Origin of the sequence: Aquimarina sp. RZ0, from assembly GCF_008370685.1 — a bacterium.
Lineage (GTDB): Bacteria > Bacteroidota > Bacteroidia > Flavobacteriales > Flavobacteriaceae > Aquimarina.
This window is the reverse complement of record NZ_VTZU01000007.1, coordinates 1-15987: the sequence shown is the minus strand read 5'-3', so window position 1 is coordinate 15987 and position 15987 is coordinate 1. Positions and strand designations below refer to the sequence as shown.

The 15987-nt window shown below is 33.5% G+C and carries 12 protein-coding genes and 1 tRNA gene; 3 read left to right on the top strand and 10 right to left on the bottom strand.

Annotated features, from left to right (window positions below):
- Nucleotides 1-4 precede the first annotated feature (4 nt).
- The 8 genes from rffA to F0000_RS04285 all read right to left on the bottom strand — a co-directional run bounded on the left by rffA (nucleotide 5) and on the right by F0000_RS04285 (nucleotide 8643).
- Nucleotides 5-1135 (bottom strand): dTDP-4-amino-4,6-dideoxygalactose transaminase, encoded by a 1131-nt coding sequence (rffA, locus tag F0000_RS04320; RefSeq protein ID WP_149623476.1) that lies wholly within the window; start codon nucleotides 1133-1135, stop codon nucleotides 5-7.
- A 41-nt stretch (nucleotides 1136-1176) separates the two neighbouring features.
- Nucleotides 1177-2892 (bottom strand): HTTM domain-containing protein, encoded by a 1716-nt coding sequence (locus tag F0000_RS04315; protein WP_149623475.1) that lies wholly within the window; start codon nucleotides 2890-2892, stop codon nucleotides 1177-1179.
- A gap of 205 nt (nucleotides 2893-3097) precedes the next feature.
- Nucleotides 3098-3757 carry an acetyltransferase gene (locus F0000_RS04310; RefSeq protein ID WP_149623474.1) on the bottom strand — a complete coding sequence of 220 codons (660 nt, stop codon included), beginning with the start codon at nucleotides 3755-3757 and terminating at the stop codon, nucleotides 3098-3100.
- A gap of 49 nt (nucleotides 3758-3806) precedes the next feature.
- Nucleotides 3807-5414 carry a hypothetical protein gene (locus tag F0000_RS04305; RefSeq protein ID WP_149623473.1) on the bottom strand — a complete coding sequence of 536 codons (1608 nt, stop codon included), beginning with the start codon at nucleotides 5412-5414 and terminating at the stop codon, nucleotides 3807-3809.
- Between the two features lie 48 nt (nucleotides 5415-5462).
- Complete coding sequence (locus tag F0000_RS04300; protein ID WP_149623472.1) at nucleotides 5463-6377, bottom strand: glycosyltransferase family 2 protein; 915 nt, start codon at nucleotides 6375-6377, stop codon at nucleotides 5463-5465.
- A complete protein-coding gene (locus tag F0000_RS04295) occupies nucleotides 6374-7069 on the bottom strand; it encodes a WbqC family protein (RefSeq protein ID WP_255452615.1) in 696 nt (231 codons plus the stop codon). Before F0000_RS04295 ends, F0000_RS04300 begins: the two co-directional genes overlap by 4 nt.
- Before the next feature lie 41 nt (nucleotides 7070-7110).
- Nucleotides 7111-8064: a Gfo/Idh/MocA family protein gene (locus F0000_RS04290; protein WP_149623471.1), complete on the bottom strand. Its 954-nt coding sequence runs from the start codon at nucleotides 8062-8064 to the stop codon at nucleotides 7111-7113.
- A 3-nt stretch (nucleotides 8065-8067) separates the two neighbouring features.
- A complete protein-coding gene (locus tag F0000_RS04285; RefSeq protein ID WP_149623470.1) occupies nucleotides 8068-8643 on the bottom strand; it encodes an acyltransferase in 576 nt (191 codons plus the stop codon).
- Between the two features lie 410 nt (nucleotides 8644-9053).
- Here F0000_RS04285 and F0000_RS04280 point away from each other — a divergent pair, with 410 nt between their 5' ends.
- Both F0000_RS04280 and F0000_RS04275 read left to right on the top strand, forming a co-directional pair.
- Complete coding sequence (locus F0000_RS04280) at nucleotides 9054-11021, top strand: tetratricopeptide repeat protein (protein ID WP_149623469.1); 1968 nt, start codon at nucleotides 9054-9056, stop codon at nucleotides 11019-11021.
- A gap of 24 nt (nucleotides 11022-11045) precedes the next feature.
- A complete protein-coding gene (locus tag F0000_RS04275) occupies nucleotides 11046-12146 on the top strand; it encodes a glycosyltransferase family 2 protein (RefSeq protein ID WP_149623468.1) in 1101 nt (366 codons plus the stop codon).
- Between the two features lie 8 nt (nucleotides 12147-12154).
- Here F0000_RS04275 and F0000_RS04270 read toward each other — a convergent pair whose 3' ends face one another.
- The gene (locus F0000_RS04270) at nucleotides 12155-13039 is read right to left on the bottom strand and encodes a lysylphosphatidylglycerol synthase transmembrane domain-containing protein (protein ID WP_255452618.1); all 885 of its coding nucleotides are present in this window, start codon (nucleotides 13037-13039) and stop codon (nucleotides 12155-12157) included.
- A gap of 144 nt (nucleotides 13040-13183) precedes the next feature.
- Nucleotides 13184-13256, bottom strand: a tRNA-Gly gene (locus F0000_RS04265).
- A gap of 353 nt (nucleotides 13257-13609) precedes the next feature.
- On the opposite strand from F0000_RS04265, the gene F0000_RS04260 reads away from it, so the two are divergent.
- Nucleotides 13610-15987 (top strand): hypothetical protein (locus F0000_RS04260; protein ID WP_223148868.1); only part of this gene is annotated, 2378 nt, incomplete at its 3' end.

The window sequence follows — 15987 nt, the reverse complement described above, 5'->3', positions numbered from 1 at the left end:
CATCTTATCTTTTATTATAAAAGTCATGAATCAAGCTAATTATTTTTCTTTGATCTTCCATATCTAATTCATAATACAAGGGTAATCTCAATAAACAATCTGAAAAATTATCACAATGGATTAAATCTTTAGAATGATTATCCTTTATATAAAAAGGACTTTTATGCAATGACAAATAATGAAACACACAATGAACACCATACCCTTTTAAGAATGAGATAAGTTCACTTCTTTCATTAATAGAATTGCACACCAGATAAAACAAATGTCCATTTGCTGAAGCATATTCAGGTATATACGGAATCTTTAATAAATTATGTAGCGCTAATTTTTCAAAACCATTATTATAATTATCCCAAAGTTTTTTTCTTCTGGATTGAATTTTTTCTAAATTCTCTAACTGGGCAAATAAAAAGGCTGCTGTAACATCAGACGGCAGAAATGAAGAACCTATATCAACCCAGGAGTACTTATCGACTTCTCCTCTAAAAAAAGCAGATCGATTCGTCCCTTTTTCCCAAATAATCTCTGCTCGTTCATCAAAATTTTTATCATTAACTACTAACATCCCTCCTTCTCCAGAAATAATATTTTTAGTTTCGTGAAATGAAAATGTAGACAAATGTCCTATACTTCCTAATGGCTTCCCTTTGTAATAAGAATCAATGGCCTGAGCCGCATCTTCTATGACATATAAATTATACGTATCTGCCAAATCCATAACGACATCCATATCGCTGGCAACGCCTCCATAATGGACTACAACTATAGCTTTTGTTCTTACATTTACTAATTTCTCTAAAGTATCTGCATTAATATTAGGGTTATTATCATAACTATCGGCAAAGACTATTTTTGCCCCTCGTAATACAAAAGCATTCGCTGTGGATACAAATGTATATGATGGCATAATTACTTCATCGCCTGGTCGTATATCAATTAGTATCGCTGCCATTTCCAGTGCATCAGTACAGGAAGACGTTAATAAACAATTCCTAAAACCCATATTTTGAGTGAAATATTCATGACATTTTTTTGTATAATATCCATTGCCGGAAATTTTACCTCGAGCTACTGCATCTTTTATATAATACAATTCATCTCCTGTCATGTAAGGCTTATTAAATGGAATCATCATTTGTTATTAACTAATTTTATTTAGATTTATAGTATATATTAATCCCATATCAACTGAGGGGTCTTATTATTCCATATCAAAATACCTATTTTTTCCCAGGGAGACTCCATATTTTTATGTAATAAATTTTCTTCCCATTCAAAAGAAACCTTCACTTTTTTCTGTACAATCTCAAATTCTTGCTTTTTAGAAAGGTCTATCTTATTCTTATAAGACCAAAAAGAAGAATATTCTATAATTCCTTTTTTTACCGAAAGGGCATTCTTAGAAACATAAGGACCATTTACTCTCCATATCCAATAAGCATATGTACCGCCTGCCATATATCTGTCAAGCAATCCTTTTTCATCCAATATAGGAAGTAATTGACCTTTATATCGTATAGAATACACCCGGTTATATCCCCTAAAATGGACATCTTTAAAAACACCATGACCGGTAATACCTATATAATGATACCCAACGTATTTTATCGAATTTGTCAATGGAATACTTGTCTTGAAAAAACTGTGATTTAAATGAATTTGTAAAAACACTGCTAATCCCAACAAGAAAAGTAATCCATAATTCTGTACTCTTGGGTTTTTATGGACTATATTAGAAATTACCATTTCTTTTCTTTCGATCAGAAAATTTTCTTTGATATCTAAGAGTGTCTGTATTTTTAATAAAACATAGCATAAAGGAGCCAGTCTTATCATATCTTTTAAAATTACTGTATCTATTATTTTACTATGATACGCATCAATACTAAATAGATTAGAAACAGGTTTCTCTTTATCGTATATATCTAAACTAATAGCCTCTGATTTTGTAATAAAATTGATGTTTTTAAAAACGTCAAAAAACTTCATTAAAATCATTATTTTACAACTTGCTAATAACTTCTCATCAAAATATAAAATATTTTTTTTTTGCTTAGTATTAATCATTTTACCAATCTTATCCCATATTGAAACTGGCACCAATAATAAATATATAGTTATATAACCAATCGCAAAATAAGGGATTGGGTAAATTAGTAGAATACCAAAATGAAGACCAACACCTATAATAAGCATGATAACTCTGAATTTTTTGTTCCAGAACAAAAAGATAAACATAAACTCAAACAGCATGGTCAGATGTGATAGGAATTTAACAAAAATCTCCTGGTTTAAAAGCCATTGAGAATCCGTCATTGTTATTTGCGGAAGTGATGAAGGCAACCAAATACCCAATCCATGTAACCACATTGGTGATTTCATCTTATAGACAACTGCGGCATCAAAATAAACCAACCCCAAAGCTATAAAAACAGGTACCAGATAAGTAACCTTTGATACTTTTTCAACCTCATAAAAAAGACCTTTATTCAAATAGCGGATCTTTTTTCGAAGCATATCAAAAGAGAGGGCTTTCTGAATAGGTAAAAACATTAATAAGAAATTGACACAGATATACGTGTAGATCATATGATACTCATAATTGGTCATACTGGAAATAAAAACCAGAGTAAAAATATAATTAACAATAGTTGCTATTCGTGTGTATAAACCAATACAGATACATACCACAACTCCCATCCATATCAGAAGCAATAGTGTAACATCTGGAAAATGTACATCTAAATATGGAAGTGTGTCAAAATATAGTTGACGATATCTGAAGATCCAGATAATTTCGAATAAAAAATTGAGCGCAAAAAAAATTCTAAAAACTGCCAAGCCTTTTGCCGAAATTTTTTTGAATACTATTTCTTTTATCAAATCCAAAAATGAAAATATTTATGAACTGAGTTCGATTAATCCCAAGCGCGTCAGTTTGAGTGAAATTCTGATAAGAATTTTTTCCAGAAAACAAGCGTTTTGGGTCAAAAACCTATTCTCGATACACTTTTCCTTCGTCAAAGCACTCGAATTGATGGTTTTATCTTCTATAGTAATAATCGAATTCAGTCTATTAGTTATTTAAATAAAATTACACATGTGTATTCATACTATCCGTATGATAAATTGTTGTTCCTTTTGCCGAATAAACGCCATTTTTAAAAGTATTTTTTTTTATAATTGCTCCGCAACCAATAATACAATTCTCCTCAATAACAATATGATCTCTTATCGTTGCATTAATACCTATAAAACAATTATTTTTCACTTCCACTTTACCTGAAATAGTAGCAGATGGTGCAAGAAAACAATGTTTTCCGATCACAGAATGATGAGCTACTATACTTCCTGACCACATCACTGTATTAGCTCCAATAATTGTTTCTGGTTCTACAATACATCCATCAAAAATAAAGCAACTCTCACCTATATTTTTGTGATCCCAAACATGGGCTCTGGGGCTAATATAGGTTACTAAATCATAGCCTAATTCTTTTGCCTCTATATATAGGCGAGCTCTAACACCACTAAGCTTATTTGGTCCTATAGCAATTAACAATTCTGTAGTTTCAGGAGGGTAACTCTTTAATAGATCTTCAAAATTAATTACGGGCAATCCACAGAACTCTTTGGCAATATTATACTCTTTTTCTACTGAAAAAGCTACAATTTCGTTGTCAAGATCTCTTTGGAGATATTGTATCGCAATTTCTGCCAGATTACCGGTTCCAACAATGATAATAGATTTCATTTTACAGATCGATTTTTAAAAAAAATTATATCCTCCATGTTTTTTAGTATTAATTTTGAGCCGTTCTAAACTCAACAATATAATTCCCCTTATAATTCAATACTACTTTGGGCACTACTTTTATCTTTTGATTTACTAAAATGCTATTTGTAATTTGCCATACAGCCTTTTTATAGTAATTTTCGTTTATTAACACTCCATAATTATCGATAAGAGCTTTAAAAGATTGAAACTTATCTTTATGAAAAGGAATGTTTGTAAACCACCCTCCTAAATATATTTTATCTGTATAAAATCCAGCCGAAACTGCAAATGGATCCATATATTCTAACCGATAATTACCAGAATATGGAATTAGTTTTTTAGAATCATTACTCAGGTAATCTGCTATAATTTTTGATTGATTTTCTTGTACCTGAAACGCATAGTTTTCATTTTTTACTGTCTTATTTGTTTTTTCATAAAAATAATAGGTGAAAAGAAATACAGATAGGAGCATTATCTTCTTTTGAATGGAAGAAGGTATATTAGCTAATAAGTAAGGCAGTACCAATATAAAACTTATAACAGCAACAAAAAACACTCTATCTTTTACAGTTCCATTAAACGATGTAAAAATCAACGCTCCCGCCAAAAGGCCAAACATGAGGATAATACCAATAGTAGGTGAACTATTTCTTTTTTTAGTATACCTGGCAGATAAAGCAATAATTACTAGTAATAAGATAGGAAAAAAATAATACCGTAAGCGAAATACATACCGCATTTTTGTAAATGGAGGAACCTTATCTAATTCTGAATTGATTTTCTTTACTGCTTCATATCCCATTACCTGAGGATCAGGAAAAAACGAAAGCAATGCGTCATAATCTGGTCTGGAGATCTCATCTGGTAAATTATTAAATACTCCGCTGGCATTTGGATTATCGTTAATACTACCTCTTAATTTATTATATTTTAAAAAATATTCCCATTCAGGGTTTTGAGAATAATATACATAATCAACCAGTTTACACATACAGCATATAGCTATACTAACCGCTAGCACCTTCTTTCTGCTATCCAAATAGAATTTTCTGTCCTTAAAATAATCAAGAAAAAATATTGGCATCGTAATCAGTAATACTAAAAAGGCAGCTTCGAATCGGATAAGAGAACCCAATACAATCAAAATTGATCCAAGATATCGTATTCTACTCTTAGATTGGTACAACAAAACCACACCCGCAATCGACACAATTGCTGCTGTTTTGGTAAACTGAAGCTGTATTGTTATTTGTAAAAAAACCAAAAATAAAAATAGTAAAAAAATAGATTTAACTACTTTATCATTGTTAGTTTTTAATAGTTGCCAACTAATCAAAGTAACTGATATAATATTTAGAGCCACAAAAAATATAGGATACCATTCATAAGCCGGAAAGAGATAATAAAAGAAATTGAGAAAAGATCCATAAAGCATGTTAATAAACACTAAATGGTTATCTAGACTACCACTGTAACCACCAGAAGATATCAATGCCATAACAACGTCATCATTGGATTCGAATCTGATCGTAAAAAAGAAATTTATAACAAAGAAAAGCAGCATTAATAATCCTAGTAATATAAAAAAATGATACTTTTTTATAAACGCTATATTGATGTACCTAGACATATACTTCTTTAAAAATTATAGATCAAAAAGAGTAAAAAACAATTAAAATCAATCATAGATTTTAGAAATAGTTGTTAGAGGTCTTTGTTTTACTTCATTAAATATTTTAGATAAATAAATTCCCAGGACACCAATGCTCATGATTATCAAACCACTTAAAAACCAGATGGAAACAATCAAAGAAGGCCAGCCTTCTAAATAATCTTTATAGAATATCGCACGTATTACAAAATATCCAAGATACACAAATGAGGTAACACTAACAATCAATCCTAAATAAAATACATAAATCAAAAGCCTGTTAGAAGTAGCGGTAATTGCATTTACCAAAAGACTCATTTTTTTCTTAAATGTATATGTGGTATCTGGCCTGGAACCTTTAGCAACAGGGACTGAAATTTGTTTATACCCAACCATGGCAAATACTCCTCCCAAAAACAATTCTTTTTCAGTATACTCTTTTAATGAGTCAACATAGTCTTTGTTCATTAATCTAGCCATCAAAATGTTTTCTTCTATCGATATTTCAGAAAGTAAATTAAACATTCTGTAAAAAAATTTCCCCGTTATTTTTTCGAAAAACTTACCTTTCCTTTTTTCCTGTACCCCATAAACGACATCTACATTATTTTCTATTAAACTTGCATAAAACTCAGTCAACAATTCTGGTGGTTCTTCTAAATCAATATCAAGAAGATACATATAATCTCCAGAAGCATATTTTAGCCCGGTCATTACTGCCTTATGATGCCCAAAATTTCTGGAAAGCTCAATCAGCTTGACATTTGTATCAGATTTTCTAATATTCAGAACTTTTTGGCTTGAAATATCTGGAGATCCATCATTTACAAAAATTAATTCATAATCATCTGTAAGTTCTCTAACAACTTTTGTAATTCTCTCATAGAATTCTACAACAAATCGTTCAGACTTATAAAGTGTAGTAACTACAGATATTTTCATGGATTAAACGTTTTTAGAAATGAATTTGCCTGATTACCTTGATTAAAAATAAGGTCTAGTACGCTAACTCCGTGTTCAAATGGAGTTGACATTTGAGTATATTCAGGATATCCCGAATAATCAATCCATTCCAAGGTAATATCGTTTTCTTTAAAAAGTATTTCTTTTATATAATCTTTTGCTGCCGGTCCGGAAATATATGTTTCAGCTTTTAATTTTTTACAGGCATCTATCAATCTTTCATTAGCATCTCCTGCAAGAGAAAGCTCACGACTATTTATTATTGGTGTTTTAATATCTAATATATCACAAATCTCAAAAATAAATTGTTTATTAATTTCACTTAATAAAAGCGTATCCATTTCGAGATATATTTTTTCAAACCTTTCTTTGTAGTTTTTAAAAAAAGGAGCTCTACCATATATAGATTGTATAGTTTTCCAGTGTTTTATATTCCATTTAGGCAAAAAAACCTGAGTTTGATCAATCGTCTGATCAAGATTGTTTTGTTTTACCGGAATTGTAATCCACTCAAGTCCTTTTTTCGTTTTTAGGAGATTTCGGTTTCGCCAATCATTTTTGGTGTATTGAACTTCATCATAAATCACAAAAACATCTGCCATATTGATCATATCAAAATATCCTTTCCAAGGGATATAATTTGATTGGGATATGGCAATTTTCTTCTTCAAAAATTATTGGGTTACTTCTTATGAATACTGCATTTCTAAATTTAACTTATTTTTTTAACAAAAGGGTGATAATCATTTTGTAATGTACTAATCTCAGCATTTCTGATATCATGTACGATTTGTATAGAAGTTTTAGCATCCGTAAGACCAAACCCTCCTCCTTTTAGAATGCCTTCATAACTTCTGGTATGTAATTCTGTAAAACCTGTACTAAACTCAATCTCCTCGCCATCAATAGTAATAGATCGATAGGTTCTTTTTCCTTGTAATTTTACATCCTCAGGAATATTTTCATAATTAATAGATAAAAACCATCGTACTCTTGCTTTCTCAAATTCTAAATATCCCGAAGCACTATCCTCTGTAAGCAGGTGTACTCTATTTTCTTTAACCTCGCCAAACACCCAGGAAAGCATATCATAAAAATGAACACCAATATTGGTGGCGATACCGCCAGATTTAGAAACATCTCCTTTCCAGGATGCATGATACCAATTACCTCTAGATGTTAAATATGTTAGATCAAAATCATAAATTTTATCATTCGGCCCCTTATCAACTTTCTCCTTCAAAGCAATGATACTGGGGTGTAATCGTAATTGTAAAATAGTATTTACACTTCCCTCAGATTCTTTTTCTATTTCTTCTAATGCATCAATATTCCAGGGATTCAATACTAACGGTTTTTCGCATATCGCACTTGCTCCTCTTCTCAAAGCCATTCTGATATGAGAATCATGAAGATAATTAGGAGTGCAAATGCTCACGTAATCCAACTGAATATTTTTCCTTCTTTTTAACTTTTCTATATGCCTGTCAAAACGTTCAAATTCAACAAAAAAATCAGAATCAGGGAAATAACTATCGATCACACCTACACTATCAAACCTATCCAGTGCTGCTATCAAATTATTTTCTGTATCCTTAATTGCCTTAAGATGTCGCGGAGCAATATAACCTCCAACTCCCATTATAGCGAAGTTTTTGTTTTTCATATATTATATCTTGAAAACATGTTCGTTTATTAATTCATATTTTTCATTACTCTCGGGGCATATTGCTATAAGATCCTTATCAAAAACTAATCGATGACCATATTCACTCATCCATCCAATCTGCCTTGCAGGATTACCAACCATTAATGCATATGGTTTTACACGTTTTGTAATGACTGTCCCTGCACCTATAAATGCATAAGCACCTATATCATGCCCGCATACAATTGTTGCATTCGCTCCTATCGTAGCACCTTTACTTACGTGAGTTTTAACATATTCTCCTCTTCTATTTATAGCACTTCTAGGGTTTATGATATTAGTAAACACACAAGAAGGACCTAAAAAAACATCATCATCACAAGTTACTCCAGTGTAAATAGATACATTATTCTGGATTTTTACATTATTTCCCAGAACAACTTCGGGAGACACTACAACATTTTGACCTATATTGCAATGCTCACCAATCACTGCATGAGACATTATATGAGAAAAATGCCATATTTTCGTGCCATTCCCTATCAAACATTCATCGTCAATTACAGCAGTTTTATGAGCAAAAAAATTAGTATTCATTAAAATATCTAAGGTAAGTTTATTAATTTCTAATTATCAAATATAAAATAATTCAAGCGTATTAATTTGATTAAAAAAATATACTTTAATGTATGAATTTTAATTTTAATAATTGCTAAGTATTCGAAATAACACCAAACTAGCCAGACTTAATTTATTATAATTTTGTCTCTGATAATATCAAAAACAACATAAAACTACTATATTTAAACCCAGTTCTATTACATAGACACAGTAAACTACTTTGGGGCAAGCCCACGAAGCATTTATTGAAAAAAATATTTTGATTTCGAGGCAAGCCTCCGAGCATTTAAATCTCGATTATCGAGTAAAATATAATTTGCGGCATTTTATTAAATTGCTATCAAAATAATTATGTCCCAGAGACTTTTAAAATTTCAAAAAGGTATATGTTCAAAAACTTTACTTCAAAAAAATTTGAGATTAAAACGCTAATAGCAATACTTGCCATTACTTTTTTAATATATCTCAACCATTTTGACAATCCATTTTTTTTTGATGATACTCATACCATTTTGGAAAATGAATCTATAAAAACGCTGGACAATTGGACAACTTTTTTCACGAATGCAGATACTTTTAGTGCTCTCCCGGCCAATCGGGCCTACAGGCCTATGATTACCTTCATGAATGCTATCGATTACTCATTAGCTGGTGGATTTATAGCAAATTACTATCACTACCATATCTTTTTTTGGTTTTTAGTGCTTATTATTTTGATATTTACAGTATCCAAACATATATACTATATATCACTTCCAAAATATAAATGGATTGGTATTACTGCCCTTTTTGCAACTGTCTGGTTCTCATTACATACTGCTAACGCAGAAACGATCAATTATATCTGCGCGCGATCTGACTCATTTTCCACACTATGTATAGTTGCCTCGCTTTTACTGTACATACATCCCTTGGGAAAAAAATGGTTTTTATATTTATTTACCATGATACTTGGTATTTGGACCAAACAAACCGGAGTTATGTTTTTTCCAATACTTCTTATGTATATATTACTTTTTGAAGAACATTCATTACTCACGGATTTTACACAAAATACTAAAGACAAACTCCTAAAGATCTTTATCAAAATAGCTCCTACAGCAATAATTGCCTCTTTGCTTTTTATTTTTAATCAGTATTACTTGACTCCAAAATCTACTGACTCTACCAACTTTATAGTTACAAGATTTGAATATATAAGCACGCAATGCTTTGTAATCTTACATTACTTGGGTAATTTCCTTCTTCCCATTAATCTAAGTGCAGATCCCGATATAACCATTATAAAACCCTGGTATCATATAAAAATAGTGTCTGGATTAGTAGTCATTATTGCAATGTTATTCTTAATGGTTAAAAGCAGTTTCAAAAAAGAACAGAGACCCATTTCTTTTGGAATTGCATGGTTTTTTATAGCATTATTACCAACAACCCTGAATCCATTGTTTCAAATTGCAAATGATCACCGAATGTTCTTTCCATTTATTGGACTATTTATTGCCATCCCTTGGGGAATATTATTATTATTAAAAAAATATAAACTCTTAAATTCGAATAAAAAGTTTTCTACCCCTGTTTTTATACTAATTTTATTAATTCTAGCCAGTCATGGATATGGTACAACACAAAGAAATAAAATATGGAATACTGAAGAATCTTTATGGCTGGATGTCACAAAAAAAAGTCCTAAAAACGGAAGAGGATTAATGAACTACGGAGAAACTCAAATGTCAAAAGGAAAGTATGATGTCGCTTTAGAATATTTTAACAAAGCAGATCAGCTCACTCCTAATTATTATATCTTGCACATTAATTTTGGTGTTTTGTATGCAGCACAAAACAATCATGATAAAGCAAAAAAATATTTCGAATCCGCTGTAAACATGAACATAAATTCTCCTGCACCAGAATATTTTTATGGCAGATATCTTTCTTCTCAAAAAAAATATTCAGAAGCAGAAATTTACTTAAAAAAAGCATTACACAAAAGCCCCAATCACATCCAGTCCAAACAATTATTAGCAAGTATAGCTTCAAAAACAATCTCCCCAGAAGAAGAGATCAAATCCTTATTGGAGATAATAAAAAACAATCCAACCGTTGAAACTTATATTAATTTGAGTCTTATATACTATAAAAACGGAGATTATGAATCTACCATTTCAACCTGCCGTAAAATTCTAAAAACAGATCCCAATAATGCATTTGCCTATAATAATATGTGTGCAGCTTATAATCAAATGAAGAGATGGGAACTTGGTGCTCAAGCCTGTGAAATGGCGCTCAAAATAGATCCCAACTATCAACTTGCCAAAAATAATTTAAAATGGGCAAAAGACAATATCAACAACTAACTTAAGAATACAAAATATCATACAATGCTTAATAATAAAACAATTGCCGTAGTAGTTCCTTGTTATAATGAGTCTCAGCAAATAAAAATGGTATTGGATAGCATGCCTTCTTTTGTAGACCGAATAATTGTAGTCGACGATGCGTCTACAGATGATACCGTTGGTGCAACAATAAAACATCTAACAGATAATTCTTCTAACCTTAAATTAGTCTCAAATCTGAAAGGTCAAATTACCCCAAATATTTATAATCGAGCAGATATAGAAGTAAGACAGAAAAGCATCGATGAAATTCAAAAGTTTACGCCCTCAGAAATAATTAATAAAAATCCAGAAGAAGAAAAAATAATAGTAATAAAACATCTTGCTAATGGAGGTGTCGGAGCGGCAATAGCAACTGGATATAAATGGTGTAAAGATCATCAGATAGATTGTACTGCAGTAATGGCAGGAGATGGACAAATGGATCCGGCAGAATTAGAATCGATATGCAAGCCTGTTGTGGAAGAAGGAATAGATTATGTAAAAGGAAATCGACTCATTCACAAAAGTGCTTGGGTAATAATCCCAAGAGTTCGTTTTTTGGGCAATTCAATCCTCAGTATACTTACCAAAATTGCTTCAGGCTATTGGGGTGTTTCAGACACACAAAGTGGATATACTGCAATATCCAATAACGCCTTAAATTCAGTTCCTCTATATGATATCTACAAAAGATACGGAATGCCTAATGATCTGTTAGTTAAACTAAATATTGCATTTTGTACAATAAGAGAAGTAAAAATAAAACCTATATATGGAGTAGGAGAAAAATCAAAACTAAATATAATTAAGGTTTCGTTACCCATATTATTATTATTAGTTCGCTGCTTTTTTAAACGACTTCAAACCAAATATCTATACAGAAGTTTTCATCCTTTATACTTATTATACTGGATATCTTTTATTATTGGGATTATAAACACTTATTTTCTTTATCAATTGATTCGTAATTTTTTTGACACTAGTACGAAAACACCTACTGATTATCTCATTATATTTATCTTTCTAACCATCTCAGGTTTCCAATCACTTTTGTTTGCCATGTGGATGGATATTCAGGATAATGAGAGATTATCAAAGTAATAATATACTTATTTCCCCTGTTTAAGATCATTTAGTTTTATGGGAGATAGATAAAACCAAACTGCTCCAGGAATAAAAGATATAAGTTGTAGTAAAAATATTATAAGAGATAATCCAATAGCATCTTCTGCTGGTAGATTGTGTAATTGAAAAATTATAGCAAGCGAAATCTCACGCACGCCGATTCCTAAAATCGTGATGGGTAATAAACTTAATATACCTAATACAAAAGTTCCTAAAAACAGACCTATATGATTAATTTCAATCCTCATAGCCCAAGCTACATAGTTAAACACCCCATATATTAAGACCATACTCATACACGTAATCCCAAAACTGCGTAAAGTTGTCCATAGATTTAAATCATTCGATTGAAACGCTTCCTTCCAAGACTGAAGTTTATTCTTAAGCAACTTCCAAAACCCAAAGGCAATTAAAAAAAAGATCCCTATTCCAGAAAACCAATATACTATAGACCGATAACTTTTTGGAAATTCTAAAATATCAAAATTAATCTGATAATATATAACAGCGACTAAACTGAAAACAATTAGGCAAGCTAAATCAAAAAGCCTATCCATAATAAGACTCGACCATCCAATTCTTTGATTTGGAAGCTCCTCTTTTATGTATAACAACCTCCCAAAATCACCTAATCTTCCAGGTGTAACATTTGCCAAAAAAAGCCCTATAAAAAACACTTTAAAAGCTTTGTAACTACCGATCGGTATATGATACGAATTAGAAATAAGTTTCCATCTCATACTTTTGAGATAAAATGCAACCCACAGGATAAGTACAGCAATACATATATGAATAAAAGAAACTTTCTGAATAGAGTGAAAGGTTTCCTCCCAACCAATTTTATAGAGCATTAAAAAAAATAAAATCACTCCAATAAATTTAAACCAAAAACCAATTCTTTTCAATGCGCCTTTTTATTTGAAAGATAAATATATAAACTAAAAAAACAATTTCTTAAGCAAAAAGGAAGATAACACAAAATAAAAAAGCCCCATTCTATTGATGAGGCTTTGAGCGGGAGACCAGGTTCGAACTGGCGACATTCAGCTTGGAAGGCTGACGCTCTACCAACTGAGCTACTCCCGCATATTCTGTTGGTAAAAGTATTAGTTTTTTTAAATAAACAAAACAAAATAAGAATAAATATTTTCATGAATAATTTAAAAATGCGTCTTAACCGTAAAACAAAAAAGCTTTTATTCCTGAATATTAATAACTTAATAAAAAGTAAAATTTCTCAATAAATCGTATTTTATCGAAAAAAAATGCGTTTAATCGAATAAAATATATATTTTTGTAGTTAACAAAATATTAATATATTAGCAATTGATCTATCTTTATGTAAGTTATTTATCATTTTTGATAGCAATTATTTTTTATGGTATAACCCCAATTCAAAAGAGGTTAATCTCTTTTTAAAAGGAAATTTCCTACAAAATATGAAGATAAAATTACTTCTATTTATTCTTATCGTATCTACTATACATAATCTGAAAGCTCAGGTTAAAGTTGGTGATAATCCGAACCAAATAAACAATTCTTCCATCTTAGAATTAGAAAGTATTGATAAAGCATTTGTTTTAACACGAATCACAACTGTCGAAATGAATGCCATCACCCCTTTAAATGGAGCATTAATATATAATACTGACGATAATTGTATTTTTCAATACAATAATAATAGTTGGAGTAGTCTTTGCAATGGAGGCGGAAGTGGTGATGATAATCAAATGTTATCATTCGATTCTACAACCAATATTTTAACACTTCAAAATGGAGGATCAGTAGATCTAACATCCTTAATCAATGATCCAGATTCAGATCCAACAAATGAAATCCAAATATTAAGTCAAAATGGAAATACGATAACATTATCAAATGGTGGTGGAAGTTTTTCAGAAACGATCTCTACATTGGTTGATAATGGAAATGGAACGTTTACATATACCGCCGAGAATGGAGTAACTACAATTATAAATTTAACTGGTGCACAAGGAGCAACAGGTGCTACTGGAGCACAAGGAATACAAGGGGTAACCGGAGCACAAGGGATCACCGGTGCAACAGGCGCTACTGGAGCTCAAGGAATACAAGGAATCACAGGTGCTACCGGAGCTCAAGGAATTCAAGGTGTGACCGGAGCAACAGGCGCTACTGGTGCACAAGGAATACAAGGAATCACCGGTGCAACAGGTACTACCGGAGCACAAGGGATCACAGGAGCAACAGGTGCTACTGGTAGTCAAGGAATACAGGGTGTAACCGGAGCAACAGGCGCTACTGGTGCACAAGGAATACAAGGAATCACCGGAGCAACAGGTACTACCGGAGCACAAGGGATCACAGGTGCTACTGGTGCAACAGGCGCTATTGGTAGTCAAGGAATACAGGGTGTAACCGGAGCAACAGGGGCTACTGGTAGTCAAGGAATACAAGGCGTAACCGGAGCAACAGGTGCTACTGGGGCACAAGGAATACAAGGAGTCACTGGAGCAACAGGGGCTACTGGTAGTCAAGGAATTCAAGGTGTGACCGGAGCAACAGGCGCTACCGGAGCTCAAGGAATTCAAGGGATCACAGGAGCAACAGGTGCTACCGGAGCACAAGGAATACAAGGGATCACTGGAGCAACAGGTACTACTGGTGCACAAGGAATACAGGGTGTGACCGGAGCAACAGGCGCTACTGGTGCACAAGGAATACAGGGTGTGACCGGAGCAACAGGTGCTACCGGAGCACAAGGGATCACAGGTGCAACAGGTACTACTGGTGCACAAGGAATACAGGGTGTGACCGGAGCAACAGGCGCTACTGGTGCACAAGGAATACAAGGCGTAACCGGAGCAACAGGTGCTACTGGGGCACAAGGAATACAAGGAGTCACTGGAGCAACAGGCGCTACCGGAGCACAAGGAATACAAGGGATCACTGGAGCAACAGGTACTACTGGTGCACAAGGAATACAGGGTGTGACCGGAGCAACAGGTGCTACCGGAGCACAAGGAATACAAGGGGTAACCGGAGCAACAGGTACTACTGGTGCACAAGGAATACAGGGTGTGACCGGAGCAACAGGCGCTACTGGTGCACAAGGAATACAAGGCTTAACCGGAGCAACAGGTGCTACTGGGGCACAAGGAATACAAGGAGTCACTGGAGCAACAGGGGCTACTGGTAGTCAAGGAATTCAAGGTGTGACCGGAGCAACAGGTGCTACTGGGGCACAAGGAATACAAGGTGTGACCGGAGCAACAGGCGCTACTGGTGCACAAGGAATACAAGGAGTAACCGGAGCAATAGGCGCTACCGGAGCACAAGGAATACAAGGAGCCACTGGAGCAACAGGTACTACCGGGGCGCAAGGAATACAAGGGGTAACCGGAGCAACAGGTGCTACTGGGGCACAAGGAATACAAGGTGTGACCGGAGCAACAGGCGCTACTGGTGCACAAGGAATACAAGGGGTAACCGGAGCAACAGGTGCTACTGGGGCACAAGGAATACAGGGTGTGACCGGAGCAACAGGCGCTACCGGAGCACAAGGAATACAAGGAGCCACTGGAGCAACGGGCGCTACTGGTAGTCAAGGAATACAGGGTGTAACCGGAGCAATAGGTGCTACCGGAGCACAAGGAATACAAGGCGTAACCGGAGCAACAGGTGCTACTGGTAGTCAAGGAATACAAGGTGTGACCGGAGCAACAGGTGCTACCGGGGCGCAAGGAATACAGGGTGTGACCGGAGCAATAGGCGCTACCGGAGCACAAGGAATACAAGGAGCCACTGGAGCAACGGGCGCTACCGGAACTCAAGGGAT

What these genes read in the sequence shown, in the direction of transcription:
- rffA (WP_149623476.1), bottom strand. Translation starts at nt 1,135, where the DNA reads ATGATTCCATTTAATAAGCCTTACATGACAGGAGATGAATTGTATTAT.
- F0000_RS04310 (WP_149623474.1), bottom strand. Translation starts at nt 3,757, where the DNA reads ATGAAATCTATTATCATTGTTGGAACCGGTAATCTGGCAGAAATTGCG.
- F0000_RS04305 (WP_149623473.1), bottom strand. Translation starts at nt 5,414, where the DNA reads ATGTCTAGGTACATCAATATAGCGTTTATAAAAAAGTATCATTTTTTT.
- F0000_RS04300 (WP_149623472.1), bottom strand. Translation starts at nt 6,377, where the DNA reads ATGAAAATATCTGTAGTTACTACACTTTATAAGTCTGAACGATTTGTT.
- F0000_RS04290 (WP_149623471.1), bottom strand. Translation starts at nt 8,064, where the DNA reads ATGAAAAACAAAAACTTCGCTATAATGGGAGTTGGAGGTTATATTGCT.
- F0000_RS04285 (WP_149623470.1), bottom strand. Translation starts at nt 8,643, where the DNA reads ATGAATACTAATTTTTTTGCTCATAAAACTGCTGTAATTGACGATGAA.
- F0000_RS04280 (WP_149623469.1), top strand. Translation starts at nt 9,054, where the DNA reads ATGTTCAAAAACTTTACTTCAAAAAAATTTGAGATTAAAACGCTAATA.
- F0000_RS04275 (WP_149623468.1), top strand. Translation starts at nt 11,046, where the DNA reads ATGCTTAATAATAAAACAATTGCCGTAGTAGTTCCTTGTTATAATGAG.